23 protein-coding genes and 2 riboswitches are annotated in these 25,622 nt (G+C 59.0%); of the genes, 12 read left to right on the top strand and 11 right to left on the bottom strand.

The features are described from left to right. Positions 1–131 precede the first annotated feature (131 nt). Entirely contained in the window at positions 132–767 is a 636-nt protein-coding gene (locus ACQZ6F_RS06210) for a hypothetical protein (protein ID WP_449093081.1), read from the top strand. Further along, complete coding sequence (locus tag ACQZ6F_RS06215; RefSeq protein ID WP_449093082.1) at positions 764–2,212, top strand: S1 family peptidase; 1,449 nt, start codon at positions 764–766, stop codon at positions 2,210–2,212. Before ACQZ6F_RS06210 ends, ACQZ6F_RS06215 begins: the two co-directional genes overlap by 4 nt. Before the next feature lie 156 nt (positions 2,213–2,368). Here ACQZ6F_RS06215 and ACQZ6F_RS06220 read toward each other — a convergent pair whose 3' ends face one another. The 5 genes from ACQZ6F_RS06220 to ACQZ6F_RS06240 form a co-directional block, all read right to left on the bottom strand. After that, on the bottom strand, positions 2,369–3,142 hold the full coding sequence (locus ACQZ6F_RS06220) for an SDR family NAD(P)-dependent oxidoreductase (protein WP_449093083.1): 774 nt from the start codon (positions 3,140–3,142) through the stop codon (positions 2,369–2,371). Between the two features lie 70 nt (positions 3,143–3,212). Further along, a complete protein-coding gene (locus ACQZ6F_RS06225; RefSeq protein ID WP_449093084.1) occupies positions 3,213–4,367 on the bottom strand; it encodes an ABC transporter permease in 1,155 nt (384 codons plus the stop codon). Further along, positions 4,364–5,581, bottom strand: a complete 1,218-nt coding sequence (locus ACQZ6F_RS06230; RefSeq protein WP_449093085.1) for an ABC transporter permease — start codon at positions 5,579–5,581, stop codon at positions 4,364–4,366. The genes ACQZ6F_RS06225 and ACQZ6F_RS06230 overlap by 4 nt, the downstream gene beginning before the upstream one ends. Position 5,582: 1 nt before the next feature. Beyond that, positions 5,583–6,563, bottom strand: a complete 981-nt coding sequence (locus tag ACQZ6F_RS06235; protein ID WP_246662769.1) for an HlyD family secretion protein — start codon at positions 6,561–6,563, stop codon at positions 5,583–5,585. A 223-nt stretch (positions 6,564–6,786) separates the two neighbouring features. Continuing rightward, positions 6,787–7,362, bottom strand: coding sequence for a glucose-6-phosphate isomerase family protein (locus ACQZ6F_RS06240; protein WP_449093086.1), 576 nt, complete (start codon positions 7,360–7,362; stop codon positions 6,787–6,789). Between ACQZ6F_RS06240 and ACQZ6F_RS06245 the strand changes: the two genes are divergently transcribed. The 10 genes from ACQZ6F_RS06245 (at position 7,327) to metE (ending at position 19,587) form a co-directional block, all read left to right on the top strand. Next, positions 7,327–7,683, top strand: coding sequence for a hypothetical protein (locus ACQZ6F_RS06245; RefSeq protein WP_449093087.1), 357 nt, complete (start codon positions 7,327–7,329; stop codon positions 7,681–7,683). The two genes, ACQZ6F_RS06240 and ACQZ6F_RS06245, sit on opposite strands and share 36 nt — an antisense overlap. Next, positions 7,684–8,154 carry a flagellar basal body-associated protein FliL gene (locus ACQZ6F_RS06250; protein ID WP_449093088.1) on the top strand — a complete coding sequence of 157 codons (471 nt, stop codon included), beginning with the start codon at positions 7,684–7,686 and terminating at the stop codon, positions 8,152–8,154. Between the two features lie 77 nt (positions 8,155–8,231). Then, a complete protein-coding gene (locus tag ACQZ6F_RS06255; protein ID WP_449093089.1) occupies positions 8,232–9,920 on the top strand; it encodes a phospholipase D-like domain-containing protein in 1,689 nt (562 codons plus the stop codon). Between the two features lie 54 nt (positions 9,921–9,974). Then, the gene (locus ACQZ6F_RS06260; protein WP_449093090.1) at positions 9,975–11,195 is read left to right on the top strand and encodes a patatin-like phospholipase family protein; all 1,221 of its coding nucleotides are present in this window, start codon (positions 9,975–9,977) and stop codon (positions 11,193–11,195) included. A 322-nt stretch (positions 11,196–11,517) separates the two neighbouring features. Next, positions 11,518–12,612, top strand: coding sequence for a GGDEF domain-containing protein (locus ACQZ6F_RS06265; RefSeq protein WP_077471589.1), 1,095 nt, complete (start codon positions 11,518–11,520; stop codon positions 12,610–12,612). Positions 12,613–12,719: 107 nt separating this feature from the next. Continuing rightward, positions 12,720–12,978: riboswitch (cobalamin riboswitch) on the top strand. A 164-nt stretch (positions 12,979–13,142) separates the two neighbouring features. Continuing rightward, positions 13,143–14,159, top strand: a complete 1,017-nt coding sequence (locus tag ACQZ6F_RS06270) for an ABC transporter substrate-binding protein (protein ID WP_449093091.1) — start codon at positions 13,143–13,145, stop codon at positions 14,157–14,159. Between the two features lies 1 nt (position 14,160). Next, positions 14,161–15,198, top strand: a complete 1,038-nt coding sequence (locus tag ACQZ6F_RS06275; RefSeq protein WP_449093092.1) for a FecCD family ABC transporter permease — start codon at positions 14,161–14,163, stop codon at positions 15,196–15,198. Continuing rightward, entirely contained in the window at positions 15,195–15,959 is a 765-nt protein-coding gene (locus tag ACQZ6F_RS06280; RefSeq protein ID WP_077471573.1) for an ABC transporter ATP-binding protein, read from the top strand. Before ACQZ6F_RS06275 ends, ACQZ6F_RS06280 begins: the two co-directional genes overlap by 4 nt. 4 nt (positions 15,960–15,963) lie before the next feature. Beyond that, positions 15,964–16,815 (top strand): class I SAM-dependent methyltransferase, encoded by an 852-nt coding sequence (locus tag ACQZ6F_RS06285; RefSeq protein ID WP_449093093.1) that lies wholly within the window; start codon positions 15,964–15,966, stop codon positions 16,813–16,815. Between the two features lie 96 nt (positions 16,816–16,911). Next, positions 16,912–17,127: riboswitch (cobalamin riboswitch) on the top strand. 99 nt (positions 17,128–17,226) lie between these two features. Further along, a complete protein-coding gene (metE, locus tag ACQZ6F_RS06290) occupies positions 17,227–19,587 on the top strand; it encodes a 5-methyltetrahydropteroyltriglutamate--homocysteine S-methyltransferase (protein ID WP_449093094.1) in 2,361 nt (786 codons plus the stop codon). Between the two features lie 74 nt (positions 19,588–19,661). Here the strand turns inward: metE and ACQZ6F_RS06295 are convergent, their stop codons facing one another. The 6 genes from ACQZ6F_RS06295 to ACQZ6F_RS06320 form a co-directional block, all read right to left on the bottom strand. Further along, the gene (locus tag ACQZ6F_RS06295) at positions 19,662–20,693 is read right to left on the bottom strand and encodes an ABC transporter substrate-binding protein (protein WP_449093095.1); all 1,032 of its coding nucleotides are present in this window, start codon (positions 20,691–20,693) and stop codon (positions 19,662–19,664) included. A 33-nt stretch (positions 20,694–20,726) separates the two neighbouring features. Next, positions 20,727–21,497 carry an ABC transporter permease gene (locus ACQZ6F_RS06300; RefSeq protein WP_449093096.1) on the bottom strand — a complete coding sequence of 257 codons (771 nt, stop codon included), beginning with the start codon at positions 21,495–21,497 and terminating at the stop codon, positions 20,727–20,729. Continuing rightward, the gene (locus ACQZ6F_RS06305; RefSeq protein ID WP_449093138.1) at positions 21,494–22,312 is read right to left on the bottom strand and encodes an ABC transporter ATP-binding protein; all 819 of its coding nucleotides are present in this window, start codon (positions 22,310–22,312) and stop codon (positions 21,494–21,496) included. Before ACQZ6F_RS06305 ends, ACQZ6F_RS06300 begins: the two co-directional genes overlap by 4 nt. Positions 22,313–22,479: 167 nt before the next feature. Beyond that, positions 22,480–23,178: a methyltransferase family protein gene (locus ACQZ6F_RS06310; RefSeq protein WP_449093097.1), complete on the bottom strand. Its 699-nt coding sequence runs from the start codon at positions 23,176–23,178 to the stop codon at positions 22,480–22,482. A 173-nt stretch (positions 23,179–23,351) separates the two neighbouring features. After that, positions 23,352–23,948, bottom strand: coding sequence for a helix-turn-helix domain-containing protein (locus ACQZ6F_RS06315; RefSeq protein ID WP_449093098.1), 597 nt, complete (start codon positions 23,946–23,948; stop codon positions 23,352–23,354). A gap of 199 nt (positions 23,949–24,147) precedes the next feature. Continuing rightward, entirely contained in the window at positions 24,148–25,455 is a 1,308-nt protein-coding gene (locus ACQZ6F_RS06320) for an MFS transporter (RefSeq protein ID WP_449093099.1), read from the bottom strand. Between the last annotated feature and the right edge of the window lie 167 nt (positions 25,456–25,622).

Genomic DNA, 25,622 nt, shown 5'->3' on the forward strand with positions numbered 1-25,622 from the left:
TTTTTACGAAATGTGGCAGTCGTGCCGATGGACGACGAGAGATTCCCGCATACCAGAGACTCTCCCAGATTGTATTTTCTTAAAAGATCGTCATAGTATTAATAGGGAAAATCCAAATATAGGTTGCAGTCTTGAGTGAACCTCCGCAGGTTGTGATTAGGATTGCCGATGTGGTCACAGGCCTTGTTCTGGGAGCCTTGACAGGGATTCTTGTCGGCCTGACGACCGCAAGTGTGGTCGTGACAGTCCTTTCATCGGTTCTGGCAATCGCAACCACTTTCGTGGGACTGGCGGGAGACACGAAGCTAACCGCTGTTACAGTAAATCACGCAAGAGTGGCGAGTTTTGCAGTGGCAATGATCTTTACGTTACTCGGTGGAATGTGGATCAGAACGCATGATCTGCTCTCGCCAAACCCAAAAGAAATTTATGATCAGCTTGTTATAGCAAACGTTAAGCCGGATGACGCTGCTGATCTGGTCGTGTTTGCCAAATTCGGTCTGCTGCCCAAAGACAAGAGTGCTGCCAATTCCGATCCGGCAAATGTCACCAAGCGCATCCAGAGCAGTCTTTTCGCGGATACTCCGCGCTGGTGCGATGATTTTCGGCGGCGGCAAGGCCAACCCGTAGACGACCAAATCGATTGGCTGGCAGGGCAGGGCGGGACTTATGCAGAACTTGCGGCTCGGATCAAAAAGCTTCCCGATGATCGCCGAACCGAGGTCGTCCATTCGTCGCTGTTCTACATTTGCGGGTTTGACTCATGAGATCAGGCTGGTTGAACATCTGCTGGTGGACTACCGTTCTGTCAGTGATCCTGCCTTCGGGCAGCTCAGCCGAAATACCAACCTCCGTGGTGGAAACTGCGGCCAAGGCAGTTGTCCTTGTGGAAGCCAGAGATTGTCAGGGTGACACGCCGTCACGCAATGGCACCGGTTTCGCCTATGGAGATACCCACGATGTGGTTACCGCTTACCACGTGGTTGCCGGATGCGCGAAGATCGAGCTTTGGTATGAGTATGCGAGCGGTCAACCCTTTCGGGAAACGAAAATCGCTCGCATCCTGACCCGCAACGACCTAGCGTTGTTGCATGTCGATAAGCCTGCCAATGATGCATTCCTGACCGCGGCCGCGGCGATGGACCACGACAAGGACTTCAAGGCGCTGGGATATGGCGAGGGATCGCCTTCCATGGGGGATCTGGATCTTCGGGTCTCTTTCGGCAGCGCTCGTCTCGGCGATATGCTTCCATCGGAGAACATGCAGGATATCGCCAATACGTCCATCGATGCCGGCCAACAGGTCATCCGCTTCTCGCGGCCATTGCTGCCCGGTATGTCCGGCGGCCCGATATTTGACGAGAACGGAAAAATCATCGCCGTGGTTGCCGGGGGGCTTAAAAGTGGTGCGGTCCCATCAAGTTTGGGCTGGCCTGCAGCCCACATTTCCGACCTTCTGCGGTCGACCGAAGTCTCCAGCGGCAATGTCCGGATTTCCAGAACCACCTTCGCTTTCGCCGTCAATCGGCAGCCGGCTCAGACGATCAGATGCGGGGGCCTCGAATTTCAGAAGCGAGATAGCCTCTCATTCGCCGAAGCTGCTGCGAGTTCCGATGATATTGCGCGCCTTTACGGCACAGCCAGTGTTTCTGGCGTCCCGCAGCAGGATGTCCAGGCATTTCGCTTTCAGACATGGGTCCATCGTGAAAGTGGCGCGACGGTTGTCGTGCCGGAAGACGTTCAGCTGGTTGCGGATGGTGACACCTGCGTAGCGGAATCCGATGACGGAACATTCCAGCAAGTGATCAAGGCCGAGCCAGCCACGACGCCGGCCGAAGTCCAGCGAGTTTCAGTGGATTTTGAAAACACTGTCATGCAGCCGAGCGCGCTGCCGAACATCGGCTGGTATGTAGATAATGTCCTGATGCAGGGGGTGTCTCGCATGCGGCCAGACGGACTTGTCATCAATCGCAAGGCGTTTTTCATCGGGAAGCAGCAGCTTGGCCCCGGTCATGTCCGCGCAATCCATCAGTTCGAAACCATCATGGCTCGCGGCGGATCTTTTGTCGGCATCGCAATGATAAACAACAATGTCGATCAGTGTTTCAACGCCTTCAATGTGCCGAGCCTGTGCACAATCAATCCCGCTTATATTCGCGAATGGGCAAAGTTTGTTCTCGCCACGCAGTTGTCCACATACCCAATCTACTGAAGCGTGCTTGCGTGCCGTCAAGCGTTGTCTGAAACTTCTATTGGGTCGCGATTGCTGCCGGGCGATATATTCCGCGGGCTATTCCTGGCTTTCGGCGGCGGATTGAACAAAAATCAGCCATCTGGTCAGGCACACGATGATATCGGGCGCGGGCCGTTACCAGCAGGTGAAGCCTGCATCGACGTTGACGATAGCGCCCGTCATCAGGCTTGCAGCGCTCGATGCCAAAAACAGCACGGCGCTGGCGACCTCCTCGGGCGTTCCCATGCGACCCATCGGCGTATCGCCAAGCCAGACCGGGATCCGGTCGCGATTGGCCTCGACCGCCAAAACCATCGGCGTCTCGATATAGGTGGGGGCCACGGCGTTCACCCTGATGCCGTGGGGAGCCCATTCGGCGGCCACGGAACGGGTGAGGTGATGAACCGCCGCCTTGGAGACGTTGTATGGTGTCTGCGGTTGCGGCCGATTGCAGATGATCCCGGACATCGAACCGAGGTTGACGATGGCGCCCCGCTTCATCGCGATCATGTGGCGACCGAAGGATCGCGAGCACCAGAATACGCCGTTGACGTTGACGTTCATCATGCGAAGCCAATCAGCGTCTGTGACATCTTGCGAAGAGATCCCGCTCTGACCTATGCCGGCATTGTTGACCAGAACGGTGGCGGGACGACCGCTATCCGCAAGCTCCGTCGCGATCGCTTCGATGCGGTCTGAATCCGTGACATCGCCGACGCGCAACTCGATCTCATAACCCTTGTCGCGCAAGGCGAGGGCCTCCTCCGCATCGGCTTCGTTTCGCTCGATGACGACAATAGTCGCACCGGCCTCGGCCAGAGCCTGCACGCAGCAAAGACCGATTGCCCGGCCGCCGCCGGTAACGACAGCGCGTTCGCCGTCGAGGCGAAATTTTTCCAGATAACTCATGGCTCGGTTCCTCAGATGTCGGATGCGTTTGGCCAAAATGATGCGGCTTTTGCGAAGTTCCGATCGCCGGTTACACCTCGGCGACCACATTTCGACTGCGTCTGCTTTCCAGCACAATAGCGATGACGATATAGACGGCCGCCAATATCCATAGCGTCAGGAAAGGTTGGCGAAGGTAAGAGAGCGGAGCGCCAAGCTGCGCGACCGCGACGATGCCGTTGATCGCCGAGGTGCTGGGCAAGAGCACAGCAATGGCGTGAAGAAAGGGCGGCATCGCCTCCGTCGGCCAGGAAAAGCCGGCGAGGAAGAGAAAGGGTATGCCGAGCGCTGCAGACACGAGCTGAACTGTCAGAGGGCTGCGGAAAATGCCCGCGATCACCAGACCCAGGGCACTGACTGCCAGAACGAAAGGCAAGGTGAAGATGAATATCGAAAGCGGCGTTCCCAAGCGGGGAATATTGTAGAGATAGGGAATGACGATCAGGTAGAAGGGCGCGATAACGGCTTCGAGGATCAGATAGGCAAGCAGCTTACCGGCCACGACCGCTATCGGTCCGATCGAAGAGGCAGGACCGGTCTTGAGCGCATCATTTCGATAGGTGCCGAGCAGCCCGACGCCGATCAGAAGCGTCTGCTGCATGATGAGTATGAAGGCCGCCGGCAGGATATAGGTGGCGTAACCGCCCTGCGGATTGAAAAGCGGCACTGCCGTCAGCGGCATCGGATCGGCCGCAGCGGTGGCGATGCGCGGATCGACGTTGATGGCAATCAGCCGCGCCGTTTCGACCTCCGCACCCATGGTCTTAGCGACAGCAGTAACGCCGCCGGATATGCGCTGATAGATCAGGAAGTAGCTCGCATCGGCATAGAGCGCGATCGGCGACTGGCGATTGTGCAGGAGATCGCGCTCGAAATATTGAGGTATGACGAGAATGCCATAGAGGTCGCGGGCATAGACCTCCCGCTCGGCGCTTGCCTGATCGGGAAAGACGCCGCCGACCGCGACATCCGCCGAGGCATCAACGCGTCGGATGAGCTGTCGACTGCTATCGGTGCCGTCGAGGTCGACGACCGCGATCGGCACATGGCGCAAGGCTTCCGTGCGGTAGGGCTGCGGATAGAAGGCGGCATAGATAATCGTGGCAACGATTAGCACCGAAAAGGCCGGTTTCAAGTAGAGGACTCGACCCAGTTCGATACGGCAGATTGTGAGGAAGCCCTTCATCCTGCCGCCTCGCTGGTTGCGAGCGCTTGTTGCCTGTGGCGCTCCCGGCGTGCGCGGATAACTTCCAGCCGCAGCGCCGTAAGGCTTCCAAGCAGCAGCACCATGAAAAGAAGAACGGCGATCGGCTTCCAGGACAGATAGGGCGGCGTTCCGCGGATGGTTTGATCGATGCGCGCCATCAGGTACCAGGTGCCGGGAATGATCTGCCCCCAGTAATAGGCAAAGGTGTTCATGCCGATCCGCGGAAAGCCGATGCCCATGAAGCCGAAAGCCGGGGCCATTAACAGCGTTCCGATGCTGATGGCGCTGGCCATGGGTCGAAGTAGCAAGGCAAGCAGCACGCCGATGAACTGATCGGCCAGGACAAACAGGATGCCCGACAAAAGGAGCATGTAGCGATCGCCACGCAGAGGCATGCCTAAAAATCCGAAGAGCACCCAATCGGCAATGCCGAGCACCACGAGGAACAGCAGCGTATAGGGCAATATCTTGCCGGCCATGGCAGGCCACAATCCGCCGCCGAGCCGTCTCAGAATGCGCAGGCGGTGCGTCGTCTCGACATCAAGCCCGACCGCATAGGCCATCGTCGTCACTATGATCACCTGCAACACGCTCGGCAGCAAAGCCGCGAGTAGAAAATGCGCGTAGTTGAGCGTTGGATTGAACAGCGGATTAACCTGAACCGGTATCGGCGCCAGCGCTTCCTGGGCGGCATCGACGGGTTGGCCCTGCGCCGTTCGCAGCGACAGGCGGATGCCGGCGGCAACGGCCGGGACCGCGGCGCTGACACCGCGCAGCGTCAGATTGCCCGTCGTCATGGTCTGGGTGTTGTAGAAGAACACGACTTCCGGGCGGCGGCCGGAGAGGACATCCCGCTCAAGGTTCTGCGGCAGCATTAGAAGGCCGTGCACCGCACCTGACAGGATCAATTGCCGCCCTTCCGTGAGATCGCTGACATTGCGCACGACGGCGGTATCCGGCGTGGCATCGACTGTGCGGATAATGGTCCGCGAGAGATCGGTATTGTCGAGATCAAGCACGGCGATCGGGAGCCGCGTTGCGAGGCCGGCGCTGAAGACGGCGGCCAGCACGCCCATCAGAAGCAGCGGCAGAATGGTCGTCAGGAACAGCAGGAAGGGGCGGCGCGAAAACCGGTCGAATTCCCGTCTGAAGACCGTGATAAAACCGGGGCGCAAGCGCCCTTTCGCCATCATCTCAATGCCCCGCCGGAGGCCAGGACGCTATGACGCTCATGCCGGGCCGCAGGCCTTGGACCGGCTGCGCAGGGTTTGCCCTGACTTCGAAGGTACGAAGATCGAAATCGCCGGTCGCCCGCGTGGCGCGCCAGGTCGCATATTGCCCCTGAGCATTGATCGTCGTCACCTTCACCGTGATCTTGCCGTCGCCGAGCGCCGGTACGGTGACGTCAAAGCTATCGCCGATCTTGAGGCCCTTGAGGAGGTCTTCCCGAAGGTTGAAGGTGAACCAGGGATTCTGGATGTCGATAAGCGAAAAGATTGGGGCGCCGGCCGAAAAATTCTCTCCGAGCTCGGCGACACGCGTCGTCACCTGACCGGAAATCGGCGCGACGATCGTCAGTTCGCGAACGTCTGTCTGCTGCTGATTGAGCGAGGCCTTCGACTGTTCGACCTGCGTCGCTGCCAGGGCTTTTTCTTCCTTGCTGGCACCGGCGACGGCAAGCTGCAGATCGGCCTCGGCAGACTCGCGTTTGCGAATGGCGGCTTCGAGGTTGCGGGTGGTTTCATCGACGCGTGACTGTGTCGAGGCACCTGTCGTGATCAGCTTCGCCTGACGGTCGGATTCTTCTTGGTAGAGCGTGACGTCCGCAGACGCGGCCGCAAGCTCGGCCTTGCGCGCTGCGATCGTTTCCGGTCGGGTGCTGTTGACCCTGACAAGATCCGCCTCGGCGACAGAAAGGGCTGCCTCGGACATGTGAAGAGCCGCGGTGAGCTGCGGGCTTTCCAGCTCAGCGATGACGGTGCCGCGTTCGACATTGTCGCCGACATCGGCATTCAGCTTGGCCACCCTGCCTGATACGCGTGGGCTGATGTCGACGCGATTGGCTGAAACTTCACCCTGAACAATAAGCGGCGGAGGCCTTGTGGCAAACCATAGGAGGGCAGCAAGCCCGGCCAGGATCACGATGCCAATCAGAACACGAGCCGCTCGCAGCATTCAGTCGTCCCCGCTCAATCTCTTCAGGATGTCTGTTACATTAAAATCCGTGCAGTACCTTCACCAGGAGAAGCGATCGGCAGGGTCTGTCTCCGCCGGTCGATTGTGCTTCCGATGCTAATCGTCTTGCGGACTGTAGCAAAGGAAAATGACAAAAGCACTTGCAGTTAAATGGGTTGCTGAGATGGGATGGAGGCCAGGTCGTTCCACAAAAGATCGGCTGCTACTGACGCTGCTCCGCAAAGCGCGGATTGTCGATGATCTCTTCCCGTCCGTTTCTGCGGATCACGAGCTTGCGCATTCCGCGCTCTAGGATATCGCCATAGTCGTTGCCTGCTTCGACATTGCAGACCCAGACAAAGATGAGCTTTTCAACGCCGGTGTTGATGGAACGATGCGCCCAATCGGGTGGAATGAAGGCGCATACGCCTGGATCCATGCGCACGATCTCGCTTTGTCCGTCTCTCGATTCCAGCAGCAGAACGCCATGGCCACTCTGGGTGTAATAGACCTCGCCCATGTCACGCCGCTTGTGGAAGTGGCCACGGGTCATGAAAAATTCCTCGCCGACTGTTCCCGGTTCCATGGTGGTGGTGCCGAAGAAGAGGTCGCTGCCTTCCTTCTTGTACTCGACAACTTCGTAGACGACCGGATCGTTGTGCTCGGATACGATCGTCTCCAATGCCGGACGATCCTGAAAGATCTGCCGCAGCTCGCTTAAACGCTTCGTGTAGCGGCCGGTCTCGGGCGAGACGCTTCCGGTTTGGCCATCGATGAGCACCGCTTCAGGCAAGAGCATCAACAATTCCTTAAAAGCTTGATCTTCACCTCGCGCCCCGTGTTGTCGTTGCGCGGCAACCGCGAAGAACGTTCTTCTGTCGAAAGGATAATTGGAAGCTGCATCACTTCCATCCAGAACGGCTTTGACGAAGGCGATGTTAAACGTCCGGAACTCGCACGCAAGCGCAGCTTTTCAGTTGCCACAGCTCCGTTCGATGGCTGTTACCGGATGAAAGTTTTGTTAAGTCCAAAAAATGCCATTGCTCTTGGTTGCAGAGCGCATATCGTGAATCCAGTTTCAGGTAGTGATGGATCGGGATGGCAGCCAGGGGAGGAATAGATGGCGCCTGTCAAGATAATGATCATGCGTCATGCCGAAAAGCCTGATGATCCAAGCGATCCAAATTTGTCGCCTGCGGGCGACAACCGCGCCAAGGCGCTCGTCGCCTGGTATCCCGAGACATTCGGTGCGCCCGATTTCATATTTGCCGCTGCCATATCGAAGCATAGCGCGAGACCGGTTGAGACGGTTCAGCCTCTCGCCGATGCCCTGGGTCTCGAGCTGCACACGCCCTATGCCGATGAGGACTTTACGGCTCTGGCTGAGGATCTGCTTAACAAGCCGAAATTCGAAGGCAAGACGATCCTGGTCTGCTGGCATCACGGCCATATACCAGGATTGATGCAGGCGCTCGGCGCGCCGGTCGGAAGCTATCCCGATCCATGGGTGCCGACCGTCTTCAACCTGGTTCTCGTCACTGAATTCCATCATGGCACGCCCACGGTCTCCGAGGTGTCGGAGCCGTTTTAAGTCTGGTCCAAAAGGCCTCACAGCCTTCACGCATGAAAACAGGCATCACCTTCATCGAAACGCATCGGGGGATTGAGATGGCTTTTGCGAACACGGGTACCAAAGGAAGTCTTACGGTCAAGCTCTGGCGCGGCGAGCGCATGTGCCTCATCGGCATGGACGTCACCAACCCAGAGGACGATTTCGTCGGCTTTGCGATCGAGGTGAAAAGCCCCGGTTCGGCTGACTATGTGCCTTTGAGAAACCGGCTGAATTTCGACTATACCAGTGCCGGCGGAAAGGGCGTGGACGGCTTCCGGAATTTTCTGTCGACTGCCGCACCATTCCAGAAATTTCGCTGGCTGCATTTCCCCTATGACCCGACGGACGGCGACTATCTTTACCGGGTCACCAAGATACATATGAATGCAGCGGGCGCTTTGCGCAGCGGCGATCAGGTTGCCGATCTTCCGATCTCGCTCGATCGCATGACCTATAGCGATTATCTCGATATCGGCTTCACCCGCAATTTTGCGTCGTCGCAGGCCTATGCCGACAAGTTCGGTAACAACCCGAACGTCATTCCAAGCGATCCAGATCAGGGGCTGACATTTACCAAGCTGCAGGGCGATGTCTATCAGTGGCTCGGCTTCGGAGCCTATGACCTGATATTCGGGCTGCTGGACGAGGTGGTGAATGACCCCGGCCTCAGCATCGACGTCTTTGCCTATGACTTCAACGAGCGAGATATCGTTGCCAAGTTGGAAAGCTGCGGCAAGCGTGTTCGCGCCATCATCGACAATTCGGGATCGCACAAGCCGGCCGGCAGCGCGGAATCTCAGGCGGCAGCGCGCCTTGCCGTCTCGGCCGGGTCCGATGCCGTAAAGCGGATGCATTTCAAGACCCTGCAGCACAACAAGGTCTTCATCGTCAAGCGCGGCGACCAGCCGATCAAGGTGCTGTTCGGTTCCACCAATTTCAGTTATCGCGGCCTCTACATTCAGGCAAACAATGCGCTGGTGTTTCACTCCAGCGATGCGGCCGGATTGTTCGGCCGTGCTTTCGAACTGGCCTTTCAGGGGCTGGATGCGTTCCAGCAGGATAGTCTCAGCAGCAAGTGGAACCTGGTTCAGGCAGCCGGCATGCCGGCCGCGCATTTCTGCTTCTCGCCGCACAAATCAAGCGATCTGTCGCTCAGTCCCGTCGGGGCAGCCATCGATCAGGCTTCCTCCTCGGTCTTCTATGCCATCGCCTTCCTCAATCAGATTCGCTCAGGCCCGGTGCGTCAGGCGGTTGATCGGCTGATGGGCAAGGATGTGTTCAGCTACGGCATTTCCGACAAGGAGGGTGGGCTTGAAATCCGCAAGCCCGACGGCTCCGTCGGCCTGGTGGATTTCAACTATCTGGCAAGCCATGCGCCGGAACCCTTCAAGACTGAATGGAGCGGCGGCAGCGGCATCCATCAGCACGACAAGTTCGTCGTCACTGACTTCAACCTGCCAACGGCCAAGGTCTTTACAGGATCGTCCAACCTGTCCCCCAGTGGCGAAACAAATAATGGCGACAATCTCGTGATGATCGAGGACCAGCGGGTAGCGACATCCTATGCCATCGAAGCACTGCGAATCTTTGATCACCTTCATTTCCGCGCGGCGATGCAGAGTGCTGGTGCGCCCAACAGTTTGACGTTGGCACGGCCGCCGGCCGCCGGGCAGGATGCCTGGTTTCGGCGTTTTTATGCAGCTGGCTCCCAGGATGCGAAGGATCGTCTCCTCTTCTCGCATTGAAGGCGAAGCGATGCCATCAACAACGATCGCCGGTGCCGACTAAGGGTGTGATCCATGAACGATATCGATGCGATACCCCTTTCCACTGAGGGGGAAGCTGTTGACGCAGCCGATTTCCGGTGGGACGGCAACAGCTTCGAGGCTGGGATCGGCATTGCGGCTTCGGGCGGCGGCTTTCGCGCGATGCTGTTTCACGTCGGCGCCTTCATTCGGCTGGCAGAGCTTGGGCTGTTGCAACAGGCAAAACGCATCTCCAGCGTTTCGGGCGGCTCTATCGCCACAGGCTGGCTTGCCTGCGTGTGGCCGGACTTGGTGAAGGCCGATTTTGGCAATTTGAATGATGTCTTTGTCGGTCCCATGCTGGATTTTGCCCGCTCGCGGATCGATGTCATCGATGCGATTATCGGGCTTTTGCCTGGCACGTCCGCGGCAAAACAGGTCGAGAAATCCTACGACAAGCACCTGTTTCGCGGTCGCAGCCTTCAGGATCTCCCCGATCAGCCGCAATTCGTATTCTGCGCGACGAACCTGCAGACCGGGGTGCTTTGGCGTTTCTGCAAGGCCTATGCCGGCGACTATATTGTCGGACGGCTCGACCAGCCGGATTTTCCGCTGGCCAGAGCGGTCGCCTCCTCTTCGGCGTTTCCACCCTTTCTGTCGCCCATGGTTTTCAACTTCGCGGATGGCAGTTTCCAGGATTGGCCGACTGCGCCGCGCCGACCGGTGCCGTCGATCGGGGATTTTCGCAGGACCGTCATGTTGACGGACGGCGGCGTCTACGACAATCACGGCGTTGAGCCGCTGGTGAAGCGCTTCGCCACCCTCTTCGTCAGCGATGGTGGCGCGCCCTTCAGCCGAAATCCCAGGCTTTGCCGCAACTGGGTCAGTCAGCTTCGCCGGATTCTGGATGTAACCGACAACCAGGTAAGGGCGCTTCGCCGACGCGATCTGATCGGCCGTTTCAAGGCCAGTGATGCGTTTGCCGATGAGACGGCCTTGGTGACGGCGCAAGCCTATGCCCGCTTCGGTGCCTATTGGGGTATCGATACTGATCCCGCGAAACTTGTGCCTGAAGGGGCGTTGCCTTGTTCATCGGCCGCCGCGTCTTCCCTTGCCGCCACGCCCACCCGGCTCAGCAATCTTGGTGACGAGATTTCCGAGAGGCTGGTCAACTGGGGATATGCAATCTGCGATCGCAGTGTGCGCGCAAACTATGCTGGACCGACGCGGCCGGTCGCCGCGGTCTGGCCTTTTCCTAAAAGAGCGCTGGGATAGCCATGCTTGACCATTCAGCGGGAAGCTCCAGATAAGTTCTCACTGAAGCTATCCGTTCAACTTCGTCTTCCGCACAATTTGTGACCTCGAGCGCTGCAGATCGCAAGCCCGACTGTCGCAATGCGGACACGTATCACGTCAAAAGATCGGCTATCGCGATGCTAGTTATCTCCGGCTCACATTCGAACGATAGAGCGGCTTCTTCGAAGGATATGAGATTTCATAAACCATCTCGAAGCGATTGCGTGATATTCCGGTCTGACTTCGACTATGACCAGTGCGTGCCATTCGCTGCGGCTCCGCGCGAGGATTTGGGATGGTGATGGAAATTCAAACGCATTTGCCTTCCCTGGTACGCGTCCTGGGTCAGGTGGCCATTATTGTCTACGCCTATTCTTGGGTCATCCGGACGATCGAGCGCGGCGTTTTGAAATCCGTTGCCGTCGGCTTGCTCTTTGGCCTGGGTGGTATCCTGTCGATGAGCGACCCAATCCAATGGATGCCCGGCATCTTCCAGGATGGCCGTTCGATCCTGCTCGTTCTGACGCCGATCTATGGTGGTGTGGTTGGGACGGTGGTTGCGGCTGTCATGATGGGTGTGTTTCGCTTCCTGGTCGGCGGCATGGGAGCCGCTGGCGGTGTCGCGGGCATTCTGATCGTTGCGATCGTCGGGTATCTTCTAACGCTCGTGCCGCGGCAGTGGATCGGCACTGGGTGGAAGCGCTCAGCCCTGTTCGGCCTGGCGACGATGACTTCGCTTGTCGTTCTCGTCTTGCTGCCATGGCCGGTCGCGCGTGAGCTTCTCCTTTCGGCGACACTTCCGGTCACGATCGTCAATATCCTCGGCGTCGTGCTGCTGTCGGATTTACTCGAGCGCGAACGCTACCGCATTGGCATCCAGCGCGCGCTTGAGAACGAGGCCAGCCTCGATCCACTGACCAAGCTGCCAAATCGCCGCGTTTTGCAGCGGGAAGGCGATCGTTGCAGCAAGGAAGCCGGAACGAGGCGGATTCCCTTTTCGATCATCATGCTCGATATCGATCACTTCAAGAAGATCAACGACAACTGGGGTCATTCCTTCGGCGATACGGTCCTTGCACGGCTGGCGGATGTGATCCGGCAGACTGTACGCAAGACCGACATCGCCGCCCGCTACGGCGGCGAGGAGATCGTCGTGCTGTTGCCGAACACCGACATGAGGGCGGCCGGAAACCTTGCCGAGAAAATCCGCAACGACATCGAGACGACGGTCCTGATGTTCGAGCAGGAGACGATCCACGTCACTGTCAGCATCGGCATTGCCTGTTCTCATGAACCATCGGCCGACTTCAAGCATGTGCTCGAAGCAGCCGACAAGGCGCTCTATCGCGCAAAGGCAAGCGGGCGAAATCGCGTCGAGCTGGCTGAAACGGCGTAGAGCTGCCTTTGATAGCTCGCCGGTTTAGGCAATCGTCGGGCTGCTTTTGCGATTTTTCTAACATCCATTGGTTCTCGAGTGTCCTGCTTGACGGCGGACGGCAGTCCGGCGTAACTGGATGCGACGGTTCCCCGAGGAAGGCTTCGAGGGGATTAATAGGGAACACGGTGAGGACGACCCAAAAGGGACCTAGACCGTGGCTGCCCCCGCAACTGTAAGCGGATTGCCGATCATCCCGGGTGCGACCAGCCTGCTGGCCACCTCAGGTGGCTTCAGGGCCATGCCACTGCGAACACAAATCGCGGGAAGGCAGATGATCGTCAGACATTCGCGAGCCAGGAGACCTGCCGTCGATCACGATCCAATCAACCGGGCGGGGATGCCTGGAAAGGACAGAGAATGATTGACCTGAGCCTTCGATACTACCAGGCGTTTTTCGGCCTTGATTGCGGTCTTTGCAACCGGCGGCGGTCTGTCTGAGCGCTATTGCGCCGAGGCTGCCAGATTTTCCATTCTCATCGAGACCTTTCATGCGCCAATTTTTGACGACCATTACATTTGCACTTGGGCTTAGCGGGTTTGCTGCGTCCGCCTTCGCGTCGACGCAATATCCGCTGACCATCAACAATTGCGGCCAACAGGTCACCTTTCAGAAGGCTCCGACCAAGATCGTCTCCATCGGCCAGGGCATGACCGAGATCCTGCTGTCACTCGGCCTTGCCGACAAGATTGCGGGAACGGCCGTATGGGTCGGCCCGGTCTTGCCGCAATATGCCGAAGCCAATGCCAAGATCCCGCGTCTGGCCGACAATGATCCGAGCTTTGAGTCCGTGGTCGGCAAGGAACCGGATTTTGTCGGCGCTGAATTCGAGTGGCATATCGGCGCGCAAGGCGCGGTCGGCAAGCGCGAGCAGTTTTCCGAACTCGGCATCAACACCTATATCGCGCCGACCGACTGCGTCGCCAAGATCAATGCCGAAGGCGGTGACGGCGTGCGCAAGGAGCTGTTCACGATGGGCCTGATCTATCAGGAGATCGATGAACTCGCTGAGATCTTCGACGTTAAAGATCGCGGCGATGCGCTGGTCGCGCAGCTGAAGAAGCGCGAGGCCGATGCCGTCGCTTCGATCTCCGCTGCGCAGGCGAAGAACCTGCCGATCGTGTTCTGGTTTTCCAGCAAGGAAGTGAACGGTGACGCCTATATCGCCGGCAAGAATAGCGCGCCGGCCTATATTCTGAAGACGATCGGCGCGAAGAATGTCGTGACGACCGAGGAGGAATGGCCGCTTGTGGGATGGGAAACGATCGCGCAGGCAAATCCCGCCGTCATCGTCATCGCGACGATGGATCGCCGCCGCTACGCCGCCGATGACCCGAAGGTCAAGCTTGACTTCCTGCAGAAGGATCCGGTCACCAGCCAGCTCGATGCGGTCAAGAACAAGCATTTCGTCATGATGGATGCGCAGTCGATGAACCCGACCATCCGCACCATCGATGGCATCGAGACGCTGGCCAAGGGCATCAAGTCCTTCGGCCTGGCAGAGTAGAATGCGCCTGATTGCAGAACGGCGAGAAAGGTGGGCGCTCTTGGCGCTCACCGTGGCTGCGCTGGTGTTTCTGGCATTCATGATCAGCCTTGCGGTCTCGATCGGCGAGATTTCGATCCCGTTGTCGACGACCGCCAAGGCAGTTGCGAACCGGCTGCTCGGAACGGATTTCGAGCTTAGCCGGATTCATCAGGGCATCGTCTGGGACTATCGCCTGAGCCGGGCGCTCGTTGCCGCAAGCACCGGTGCATCGCTGGCCTTAAGTGGCGTGATCCTGCAGGCGTTGTTGCGCAATCCGCTTGCAGAACCCTATGTGCTCGGCATTTCGGCGGGTGCCTCCACGGGTGCCGTCTGCATCATGATCCTCGGGCTCGGCTACGGAATCCTCACTCTTTCCAGCGGCGCCTTCATTGGTGCGGTTGTGGCATTTCTGTTTGTCGGCCTGCTGGCAGCCGGTGTCGGCGGCACCAGCGAGCGCATCATTCTCTGTGGCGTCGCCGGCTCGCAGCTCTTCAATGCACTGACCTCCTATATCGTCACCACATCGGCCAATGCCGAGCAGGCGAGGGGCGTCATGTTCTGGCTGCTCGGCTCCATGAGCGGTGTGCGTTGGCCGGATGTCTATTTGTCCGGACCGATCGCCATTATCGGCTTTATCATCTGCATGGCGCATGTCCGCGTGCTCGACGCATTCGTCTTTGGAACCGATGCCGCGGCCTCGCTCGGCATAGCGGTGCGCCGCGCGCAGATCGTGCTGCTCGGAACGACGGCATTCATGACGGCGGCGGTGGTCAGCATTGTCGGTTCGATCGGCTTCGTCGGGCTCGTCATTCCGCATGCGGCCCGTTTCATGGTCGGCCCCAATCACGATCGCTTATTGCCGGCGTCGGCACTCGGCGGAGCGATCTTCATGGTCGGCGCCGATATCGTCTCGAGGATCATCATTCCCCAGCAGATCCTGCCGATCGGGGTGGTGACCGCGTTGTTCGGCGCTCCGGCCTTCGCCATCATTCTCTATCGCGCCCGGAGGACGGCATGAGCATCGCGGTCGATAAGGTGACTTTTGCCGCCGGCAACACGCTGATCGTCAACGGCATCAGCCTGACAGTGGAAAAGGGAAAGGTGCTCGGCCTCCTCGGGCCGAACGGTTCCGGCAAGTCCAGCCTTCTGCGGCTGATCTGCCGGCTCCGGAAGGTGAAGAGCGGCGTCATCCGCCTCGGTGGCGATGATATTGCCTCCATTTCTCGTGGCGATATCGCCCGCCGTGTCGCGCTGGTGGAGCAGCAGGCGACCACGGACATGCAGGTGACCGTCATCGATGTCGTTCGTCTTGGGCGTACACCGCATCGCGGCCCGCTTTCCTCCTGGAGCGCCGGCGACGATATTGCGGTCTTCGATGCGCTTGCCCGCGTCGGCATGAGGGATCGAGCCGGGCAGTTGTGGCAGACCCTGTCCGGCGGCGAGCGGCAGCGTGTTCATATTGCCAGGGCGCTGGCACAGACCCCGAGCGAATTGCTGCTCGATGAGCCGACGAACCATCTCGATATCCAGCATCAGCTCGACATTCTGGGCCTGGTTTCCAAGCTCGACGTGACCTCCATCGTCGCGTTGCACGATCTCAATCTGGCGGCGATGTTCTGCGACAGTCTCGCCGTGCTGCAGAAGGGTGAGGTGGTGGCTGCCGGACCGCCGGAGGAAGTCTTGACGCAGGAGCTGATCGAGCGGGTCTTCGGCGTACGCGCCCATGTCCAGAAGTCCGCCGTCCACGGCCGCTGCAACATTCAATATATGGCGGGCTGATCTGATGGACGGTGCCAATTTCCACCTCAAGGAAGAAATCAGGGACTATTGGTCGAAACGGTCGGAGACCTTCGATCTTGCTTTCGGCCACAGGATAGCACCCGGCCCCGAGGCAGACGCCTGGCAGAAGCCGATCCGCGCAGCGCTTGGCTCCCAGCCAAAGCGTGTTCTGGAGCTTGCCTGCGGCACCGGTGAGGTGACGCGGCTGATCCATGATCTCGGTCACGAGGTGACGGCGCTGGATTTTTCCGAAGCGATGCTGGCCGTCGCGCGCAAGAAGCATGCAGGCAAGCCGCGTCTTCGATTTCTGCTGGCCGATGCCGAACAGACTATGGAGCCGGATGCGGCCTACGATGCGATCGTCTGCCGGCATCTCGTCTGGACGCTGACGCAGCCGGAAGAGACCTTCAGGGAATGGCTTCGGCTACTCAAGCCCGGCGGGCGCCTCGTGATCTTCGACGGCGACTGGGCCAAGCCGAAGCCGAGCGGCCAGATTGCCAGGCTGCTGATTTCGCTGATTGACCGCTTCGTCGGCGCTGATCAAAATTATGATGGGGCGCTAAGCAGCCGCCACTCTCGCATCATGGAGGCCTTGCCTTTTGGCAGCGGCCTGCGTTCGGAAGAGTTGACCCCGCTATTGTCGGCAGCGGGCTTTGCGGCCATTCAGCTCCAGTCGCACGGGCCTATTGCCAGGGCGCAGCGGAAGAATGCCAATCTGCGGAACAAGCTTCGAACCCTCGTTTATCGGCGGTTTATTCTGACCTGCATGCGGCCATGGACCCCCACCCATTTTCCGCAAAGAAATTTAGTGGATGCGGTCAGGCCGGCCCTTGAACCAACCTCGCAGCCACGATGAACTGGATTAGCTGCCGGCTGGATTTGAGAAGTCAGTCAGGACAAATAAACATATAAAGATTTGTTTATATCTATTGACAATTTTCTGCGCTTGGTGCGAAATCACCAGCGTTATGGTTCTCTGGGGCACTCCATTCGCTCCAGAGCTAAGAGGGAATCCGGTGCGCTGAGAGATCGGCTATTCCGGGGCTGCCCCCGCAACTGTGAGCGGCGAGCCAATGTCCATTCATGTCACTGAGGCGATGAGCCTTGGGAAGACGGACAAAGGTGACGACCCGCAAGCCAGGAGACCTGCCACAACAAAATAACGTCCACGGGCGGGGTGTCCCGGTGGTTGCTGTGGCTGGCCGATATTGGCCTTGTCCGCACGCGTCCGCTTGACCCATGCCCCCACAACCAATGGGGTATGACTATGCCAACCAAAACTGTCCCAGTCGCTTCTCTTGGCTTTCCGCGTATCGGTCGCCATCGCGAACTGAAATTCGCGCTCGAAGCCTACTGGTCCGGAAAGATTCCCGAGAGCGAACTCATCGAAACCGCCAGGAAGCTCCGGGCTGAAAACTGGTCGCTTCAGCGCGACAGCGGGATCACCCGTATCCCTTCCAACGATTTCTCATTCTACGATCATGTCCTCGACACCGCCGTCATGGTCGGTGCCATTCCTTCCGTATACGGCTGGAAGGGCGGCGACGTTTCATTGTCGACCTACTTCGCCATGGCGCGCGGCAGCCAAGGCGATGGCCATGCCGATTGCGGCCATACGCATCATGGCCATGGTGTGCAGGCGCTTGAAATGACCAAGTGGTTCGACACCAACTATCACTACATGGTGCCCGAGGTTTCAGAAGATCAGGCTTTTGCGCTCACCACGCAAAAGCCCGTCGATCACTTCCTCGAGGCAAAGGCGCTCGGCATTCACACCCGCCCGGTCATTCTCGGACCGGTCACCTTCCTGAAACTCGCCAAGGCTCGCTCGGCAACCTTCAAGCCGCTGGGCCTGCTGCCGAAACTGCTTCCGGTCTACGAGGAATTGCTGCGCCGGCTGAGCGCTGCCGGTGCCGACTGGGTGCAGATCGATGAGCCGATCGCCGTTCTCGATCTGACCGAGGGCGAGCGCCATGCCTTCTCGGTCGCCTACAAGGCGTTGACCGAGGCGGCGCCGGATCAGAAGATCATGCTGACAACCTATTTCGGCGGTCTTGCCGACAATCTGGCTGCTATCACCGAGCTGCCGGTTGCCGGTGTCCATGTCGATCTGACGCGTGCGCCAGGTCAGCTCGATGATGTCGTGAAGGCCGTTCGCAAGGATCAGGTTCTGTCGCTCGGCATCATCGATGGCCGCAACATCTGGAGGGCGGATCTGGCTGCGATCATCAACCGCCTTCAGCCTGTTGCCACGGCGCGTAGTATCGACGGCGTCGAAGTGGCAGCATCTTGCTCGCTGCTGCATGTTCCGATCGATCTGGAGCTTGAGACGGCGCTCGATAGCGACCTGAAGAGCTGGCTGGCATTTGCCACGCAAAAGCTCGGTGAGCTTGCGACGCTCGGCCGTGGTCTTGCCGAAGGAAAGGCTGCCGTTTCAGTGGAAGTCGCCGTCGCATCCAGGGCTATCGCTGCACGGGCCTCATCACCGAAGGTAATCGACCCGTTGGTACGCGGCCGCCTTGCCGGGGTCGATGCCGCCATGAAGCAGCGCAAGAGCGCGTTTGTGCAGCGTCGGTCGGTGCAAGCGGAAACGATCAAGCTGCCGCTCTTCCCGACGACGACGATCGGCTCCTTCCCGCAGACGCCGGAGGTTCGGAAGGCTCGTTCTGCCCATGCAAAGGGCACGCTCAGCTATGTCGACTACGAGGCCTTCCTGCGCAAGGAGACCGAAGCCACAATCCGTTGGCAGGAAGAAATCGGCCTCGACGTGCTGGTCCATGGCGAATTCGAACGCAACGACATGGTGCAGTATTTCGGCGAGCAATTGTCGGGCTTTGCCTTCACCCAGCATGCATGGGTGCAGAGCTATGGTTCACGCTATGTGCGTCCGCCGATCATCTTCGGTGACGTCTCCCGGCCGGACCCGATGACCGTTCGCTGGTGGGAATATTCCCAATCGCTGACGCAGAAGCCGGTGAAGGGCATGTTGACCGGACCGGTCACCATCCTCAATTGGTCCTTCGTTCGGGACGACATCGCCCGCAGCGAAACGTGCCGACAGATTGCGCTTGCGATCCGTGACGAGGTCGTCGATCTGGAAAAGGCCGGTGCCAGGATGATCCAGATCGACGAGGCAGCCCTTCGCGAGGGTCTTCCGCTCAGACACAAGGACAAGCAGGCCTATCTCGATTGGGCAGTCGAGAGCTTCCGCTTGTGCTCAAGCGGTGTTGCGGATGGGACGCAGGTCCATACGCATATGTGCTACTCGGAGTTCAACGACATCATCATCGCCATTGCCGCGATGGATGCCGACGTCATCTCCATCGAGACGTCTCGCTCGAAGATGGAACTTCTCGATGCGTTCAGGAACTTCAAATATCCGAACGAGATCGGCCCCGGCGTCTACGACATCCACTCGCCGCGCATTCCAGACGTCAGCGAGATGACCGATCTTTTGTCGCTGGCGCGCAGGCGTCTTCAGGATGGCCAGCTATGGGTCAATCCGGATTGCGGATTGAAGACCCGCAAATGGGAAGAGGTGAAGCCGGCACTCGTCAACATGGTTCAAGCCGCCCGCAGCCTGCGGCAGGAACATGCCAGGGCTGAGGAACGAGCCCTCATCGCCTAAGGCATTCCGCCAGAGATTGAGAGCCGGCTCGCTTGAGTCGGCTCTCAACTTATCTGCATTCGATGCCGTTTCGATCAGGTCTTTGCGGCCTTGGCAAAGGTCGGATCGAATGTCTTCTCGAAAGGCACATCGATATTGGCGAGTTCCGGATCGAGCGTCTTCAGGACGCCCATCATCGAATCATAGCCTTCCTTCGTGACCATGCCGTCAGGCGAATACATTTCCTTCGAATTCTTGAAGGCTTGCATATAGAGGTCGCGATTGCCGAGCAGATATTCCTCTGGCACGACGCCGGCGACATCCTCGGGGCTCGCCGTCCCGAGCCATTTCAGCGCCTTCATGAAGGCATTGACCGTCCGTTGCGTCGTTATCGGATTGGCCACGGCAAACTCGCGCTTGATATAAACGGTGGCGGCTGGATTGGGACCTCCGAAGAGCGCGCGCGTGCCGGCTTCGGTGCGGGTATCAAGCAGCACGGTGATATCGCCGTCATACTGCAATTGCGCGATGACCGGATCGAGATGGGAGAGCCCGTCGATCTGCCCGCTCTTGACCGCCGCGACCGCTCCGGCGCCGCCCCCGACGCCGATCAGCGACGCGTCGTCGACTTTCAGCCCGTTCTTCAGCATGGCATATTGGAACATCAGCGCCGTCGATGAGCCGGGTGCGGTCACGCCGATCTTGCGGCCCTTCATATCGGCCATGGACTTGATCTCGCCGGCAAGCTCCTTGCGCACGGCGATGACGATCCCGGGGAAACGGCCGAGATTGCAGATCGCGACGATGTCCTGTCCCTTGTTCTGCATGCGGATCGTGTGTTCATAGGCGCCGGCCACCACATCGAGCGAACCGCCGATCAGGCCTTCCAGCGACTTCGAGCCGCCGGCGAAATCATTGATGGTGACGTTCAGGCCCTCTTCCTTGAAGAAGCCCTTTCGCTCGGCGATCGTCAGCGGCAGATAGTAGAGCAGCGGCTTGCCGCCGACGCCGATCAGAAGATCGGGCTTCTCCGGTTTGGCATCCTGTGCCGCCGCCGGCAGAATGCCGCCGAGCGAAGCCCCGATGCCGAGGCTTGCCGTTGCGATCAGAAATGTCCTGCGTTCCATGTCGTCCTCCTCCATTTCCTCATACTATGTGTTCTACTGGCCGCGCCAGGCGAGTAGCCGGCGTTCGGCCACGGTCACCAGCCAATCGACGATTAGGACGAAGGCCGTCAGCACGACCATGCCGGCAAAGACGCCCGTCACGTCGAAAACGCCTTCCGCCTGCTGGATCAGGTAGCCGAGGCCGGCAGCCGAGCCCAGATATTCGCCGACAACAGCACCGACGACGGCAAAACCGACCGAGGTATGCAGGCTTGAAAATACCCAGGACAATGCCGAGGGCAGGTAGACATGGCGCAGCAACTGGCGCTCGTTCATGCCAAGCATCCGCGCATTGGACAAGACAGGCTGGCTGACTTCCTTGACGCCCTGGTAGACGTTGAAAAAGACGATGAAGAAGACCAGCGTGATGCCGAGCGCCACCTTGGACCAGATGCCGAGGCCGAACCAAAGGGCGAAAATGGGTGCCAGCACGACGCGGGGCAGGGCATTCGCAGCCTTCACGTATGGGTCAAAGACGGCCGCAACCAAAGGCTTGCGCGCGAACCAGAAGCCGAAAACGATGCCACCGAAGGAGCCAAGGAGGAAGGCGAGGAGGGATTCTGACAGCGTGATCCAGAGATGGTACCAGATCGATCCGCTTGCGAACCATTGCACGACGCGCAGCGCCACCTTCAGGGGATCAGCGAAGAAGAAGGATATCGTCTTCGGATTGCCGAAAAGCGTCGTGGTGGTGGCCAGATGCCAGATCAGCAGGATGACGACGGCCACAAGGATCTGCAGCGACAGGAGGCGCGTGCGGTTCATGCAGTTTCCCCGCTGGTCTGGCGATAGGCCGTCATGACTTCGTCGCGCAATGCCTGCCAGATATCCCGGTGCAGCTGAATGAACACGGGATCGTGCCGGATCTCGGCGATATCGCGTGGACGTTCCAGCGTGACCTTGAAGTCGCCGATGATGCGGGATTTCGGACCGGCGGACATGATGACGACCCTGTCGGCAAGAGCGATCGCCTCGTCCAAGTCATGGGTGACGAACATGACGGCCTTGCGATCCTCCGACCAGAGCTTCAAGAGAAGATCGCCCATGATGAGACGGGTCTGAGCATCGAGCGGACCGAACGGCTCGTCCATCAAGAGGAGCTTCGGATCGCGGATCAGCACCTGCGCGAGACCGACGCGCTTGCGCTGGCCGCCTGACAGCATGCGCGGAAAGCGATCGGCGAAAGCGGCAAGGCCGACGCGCCTCAACCACTCAAGGGCATTCTTCTTTGCCTCGGTCGGAGCGACACCAGCGATCTCGAGCCCGATCGCAACATTCTGCAGCACCGTCTTCCACGGCATCAGCGAATCCTGCTGGAAGAGATAGCCCGCCTGCCGATTGATCGCCTTCAGCGGCTGGCCGAATATTTCAACCGTGCCGGATGCCGGTGTCAAAAGCCCGGCCGCGGCATTGAGAAGGGTGGATTTGCCGCAACCCGTCGGACCGACGATGGCCACGAATTCGTGCGCGCCGACATCCAGATCGGTTGCGGAAACGGCATCAAACCGGGTCTTGCTGGCCATTTCAAACGAAATCGCCACCTTCTTCAGGCTGACCGCCCGCACAGCCTCCATCATCATGCCCTGCTGTTCCTCCCGGACGCCCCAACTTGTTGGAACGTCAGGCATTGTGCTTTCCCGCCAAAAGATCAAAGCGAGCCGCGGCAGTCAATATGCGATTAGCATGCTATCGGTTATGTCACAGGGGAGGCAGCGCGGAAGGTGGTAGCCAAGATTTGCTCTGCCCCTCACCAGAGCCCTGGCACCAACCGGAACCGCACGCGTCCGGCGTAGTCGGCATAGCCATCGAGTTCGGCGCGCAGCAAGGCATCCTCCCAGCTTGTCCGCAAGACCAGAAGCCCGCTCGCCCAAGCAGCCGGTATAAGCGCCCACCACGAAGCCAATGCCAAGGCCAGGCCTGCAAACACCAGGATCGCGCTGACATAGCCGGGATGGCGCACATATGCGTAGGGGCCGGTGCTGATGACATGCTGGCCGCGCTCGCGCTGCAGGCGCACGCCGGGTTCGAAGAAGCGATTGACCGCCTGCGCCCAGGCACCGAGCGCGATGCCGGCAGCAAGCAGGGCATAGCCAAGGATGACGACGGAAAGCGGCACGACCGACCACAACATTCTGCCGGCATCAAGCGTCCCGAGCGGAATTTCCGCGACCATGCCCAAGCAGACCAGGGAGACGAGGATTACGTCCCAGCGCTTGGTGCCGGCCTGAAAGCGATTGCGTGCCCTGAAGATCGCCGGGTTCAACCGCTTCAGGACCGAGATCGACACACCGTAGATGACGGCCAGGAAGGCGATGAAGATCCATCCGGGCAGCCAGTAGAGGCGTCCGACCGGTACGAAGACAAGCGCAAGCAACATCAGCGGCAGACCGATCGCATAGGCCATCGCCGCGGCACGGGATATTGGTTTGGGTTCGGTGACGGCCATGTGCTCTGCTCCTCCCCGGATAGACTGTGCTCGCCAAGGTCATCGGATAGTATGACATTAGGGCAGCTTCGACCATGCGAAAGGGCGCGTGTCCGCTTCTGTGGCACGCATGCCAATGTCACGCCTTCGCTATCCTTGGGCGCATGGCAGTCGCGGGAGCTTCGATAAATCCGCTACGGCTTGGCTTGCCCCGCGCAACCATAAAGGATTGCTTGGCTCATTTCCCGGTAGCGCACGGCAATTTCCTCTGGCAATGGCGCAAAGAAGCTCTGGTTGGTTCCGCGAGCACCGTCGCAGAGCAGCTGCACCAGGGTTCTAACCGAGATCGTGGGCCGGAGCGCCAGGAGACCTGTCGCTATGGTCTGTTCGAGCAATGCGGCGAAATCGGCCTGGAAAAGTGCTGCAGCTTCAATCATCACCGGACGGCAGAGGCGAAACGCGTAGTCGTTGACTTCAAGCGCGAAGGGCGACCGCGCCAGTTTTCTTCTCGTATCGCCATATCGGACATCCAGAACAGCCGTGACGATATCAAGCACATTCGAGCCGGCCAGGAAGAGCCGTGCGCCCTCCCGCATACTGTCTTGCCGTGTGCGTGCGTTGTTCTGGTAGACCATCGCCTGGAAGGCTTCTTCCTTGCTGCTGAAGTGATGGTAGAGGCCTCGGCGCGTGATATTGCAACATTTTGCCAGTTTGCTCATCGTCATGGCTTCATAGCCATGATCGAGAAAACTCTGCGTAATGTTGGAAACCAGGACTTCGTAGGCCGACATTCAATGCGCTTTCAAAAATTCTCTTGGGGCGTTCTATAAGAGCGGTGTGACCGTCTCACAAGAATAGGGAGCATTGGATATGCGACCAGCCGCGCCGATCAGGATTGTTGATCTTCTGACAAAAGTTCTCGTTGGTGAGAGCAGGAAGCATAACAATCTCAATCCTTAAAAGGTGGCATTGTCTCTGGAACGCCTGCCCCTACGCCGCGGGCGATGCGCTGTTGTCCGGCTCCGCCCTGTAGTTGACGCTCGCCACCAGTGCCAAAGTCGAGGAGATGACAAGAGCGACGGTCGAAACGATGCTGAGTGCGATACCGATCTTGTTTGGATCGCCGATAATGTTCTCACCGATAAACCCGACCAGTGTCGGGCCAAGGCCCATGCCGATGAGCGTGACGATCATGATGCCGACCGCGCTGGATACGCCGCGCATGCGCGCCGGCGTGATGTCCTGAAGCGCGGGAGGACCGTTTGCGACGATGATGGTGGTAAAAAATGACGCGATAGCTATCAGGACGAGCGCGGCGTTCAGGGTCGATGCAAAGGGGAGCGCTGCCGTGAACAATGACGCAGCAAGCGCTCCGCCAAGCATGAGCATGGGGCGAGCGGCGGTAATGCCACGCCTCACCAGGATATCGCCCAATACTGCGCCGAAGATCAGCCCTGAAACGCTGCAAGCGATAAAAATCGGCCCCAAACTAAAGCCAATGGCGATGGGCGGCATTTGAAAGGTGCGGATCAACACGCTGGGAACCCAAGCGCTATAGCTGTAGGATTGGATCGCCGCGAATGCCAGGCAGAGATAAAGGCTGGCGAGTTCTACCCGATTGTCGGTAAAATAAAACCGCACCTCCGCTGCCCCCGGTACCGCGCCCGGATTCGTTGCTGAACGCCTCTCGGGCTCTCTGAGGCTTGCCACCCAGACGGCGATGGCGATACCCGGCAGCCCGATCACGACGAATACGATCTGCCATATATGCTGCGTGCCGGGCAGAAGGAACCCATTGCCGGCCTGTAGCAACTGATGAAGAACCGTTGCTCCCAGGACCAGCGATAGGCCGGCTCCCATGAACGCGCCTGAGCTGTAAATGCCTATTGCGAATCCACGTCGCCGGTTTGGAAACAAATCGCTGATGAGGGAATAGGCGGCAGGCGTAAGGGCCGCTTCTCCCAGTGCGACACCTGCCCGGCACAGCAAAAGAGCCTCAAAACTGCCGGCAAAGCCGCAGGCGGCTGTCATGATGCTCCAGAGCGCGATTCCGACGGCGGCGATCCGCACCCGGCTTCCGGTATCAACCCAGCGACCCAGAGGCAATCCGGCCGTTGCCAGGACAATGGCGAAGGTGAAGCCTTGCAGAAGGCCGATCTGCACATCCGTCAGATTGAGGTCCTGCTTCAGAGGCTCCACCAGAAGGCCAAGAATCTGCCGGTCGAGATAGGACAGGGTGCAGGCAATCGTCAGGACGCCCAGGGTGTAGGGCGGGCTAATGGGTCTGGCTACGGGCATCCGCTTAGTTCCTTTTGGGAGAACCAGTGGTTTTGGTGAGGTTTGTTACTCACGTTTTAGAATACCCACCTTTTTGGCGAATACGCCATTCGATCCCCTTCGCTTCTCAGATTTGAATAATATGAGAAACATTGTCGTTGACAAGTCATAAATGATAAGGCATTTAC

This window comes from Rhizobium sp. A22-96 (assembly GCF_053521805.1).

Bases quoted from the DNA above. Each gene is read 5' to 3' on its own strand.
- ACQZ6F_RS06215 (WP_449093082.1), top strand. From the start codon at position 764: ATGAGATCAGGCTGGTTGAACATCTGCTGGTGGACTACCGTTCTGTCA.
- ACQZ6F_RS06220 (WP_449093083.1), bottom strand. From the start codon at position 3,142: ATGAGTTATCTGGAAAAATTTCGCCTCGACGGCGAACGCGCTGTCGTT.
- ACQZ6F_RS06225 (WP_449093084.1), bottom strand. From the start codon at position 4,367: ATGAAGGGCTTCCTCACAATCTGCCGTATCGAACTGGGTCGAGTCCTC.
- ACQZ6F_RS06230 (WP_449093085.1), bottom strand. From the start codon at position 5,581: ATGATGGCGAAAGGGCGCTTGCGCCCCGGTTTTATCACGGTCTTCAGA.
- ACQZ6F_RS06235 (WP_246662769.1), bottom strand. From the start codon at position 6,563: ATGCTGCGAGCGGCTCGTGTTCTGATTGGCATCGTGATCCTGGCCGGG.
- ACQZ6F_RS06240 (WP_449093086.1), bottom strand. From the start codon at position 7,362: ATGCTCTTGCCTGAAGCGGTGCTCATCGATGGCCAAACCGGAAGCGTC.
- ACQZ6F_RS06250 (WP_449093088.1), top strand. From the start codon at position 7,684: ATGGCGCCTGTCAAGATAATGATCATGCGTCATGCCGAAAAGCCTGAT.
- ACQZ6F_RS06255 (WP_449093089.1), top strand. From the start codon at position 8,232: ATGGCTTTTGCGAACACGGGTACCAAAGGAAGTCTTACGGTCAAGCTC.
- ACQZ6F_RS06260 (WP_449093090.1), top strand. From the start codon at position 9,975: ATGAACGATATCGATGCGATACCCCTTTCCACTGAGGGGGAAGCTGTT.
- ACQZ6F_RS06265 (WP_077471589.1), top strand. From the start codon at position 11,518: ATGGAAATTCAAACGCATTTGCCTTCCCTGGTACGCGTCCTGGGTCAG.
- ACQZ6F_RS06270 (WP_449093091.1), top strand. From the start codon at position 13,143: ATGCGCCAATTTTTGACGACCATTACATTTGCACTTGGGCTTAGCGGG.
- ACQZ6F_RS06275 (WP_449093092.1), top strand. From the start codon at position 14,161: ATGCGCCTGATTGCAGAACGGCGAGAAAGGTGGGCGCTCTTGGCGCTC.
- ACQZ6F_RS06280 (WP_077471573.1), top strand. From the start codon at position 15,195: ATGAGCATCGCGGTCGATAAGGTGACTTTTGCCGCCGGCAACACGCTG.
- ACQZ6F_RS06285 (WP_449093093.1), top strand. From the start codon at position 15,964: ATGGACGGTGCCAATTTCCACCTCAAGGAAGAAATCAGGGACTATTGG.
- metE (WP_449093094.1), top strand. From the start codon at position 17,227: ATGCCAACCAAAACTGTCCCAGTCGCTTCTCTTGGCTTTCCGCGTATC.
- ACQZ6F_RS06295 (WP_449093095.1), bottom strand. From the start codon at position 20,693: ATGGAACGCAGGACATTTCTGATCGCAACGGCAAGCCTCGGCATCGGG.
- ACQZ6F_RS06300 (WP_449093096.1), bottom strand. From the start codon at position 21,497: ATGAACCGCACGCGCCTCCTGTCGCTGCAGATCCTTGTGGCCGTCGTC.
- ACQZ6F_RS06305 (WP_449093138.1), bottom strand. From the start codon at position 22,312: ATGATGATGGAGGCTGTGCGGGCGGTCAGCCTGAAGAAGGTGGCGATT.
- ACQZ6F_RS06310 (WP_449093097.1), bottom strand. From the start codon at position 23,178: ATGGCCGTCACCGAACCCAAACCAATATCCCGTGCCGCGGCGATGGCC.
- ACQZ6F_RS06315 (WP_449093098.1), bottom strand. From the start codon at position 23,948: ATGTCGGCCTACGAAGTCCTGGTTTCCAACATTACGCAGAGTTTTCTC.
- ACQZ6F_RS06320 (WP_449093099.1), bottom strand. From the start codon at position 25,455: ATGCCCGTAGCCAGACCCATTAGCCCGCCCTACACCCTGGGCGTCCTG.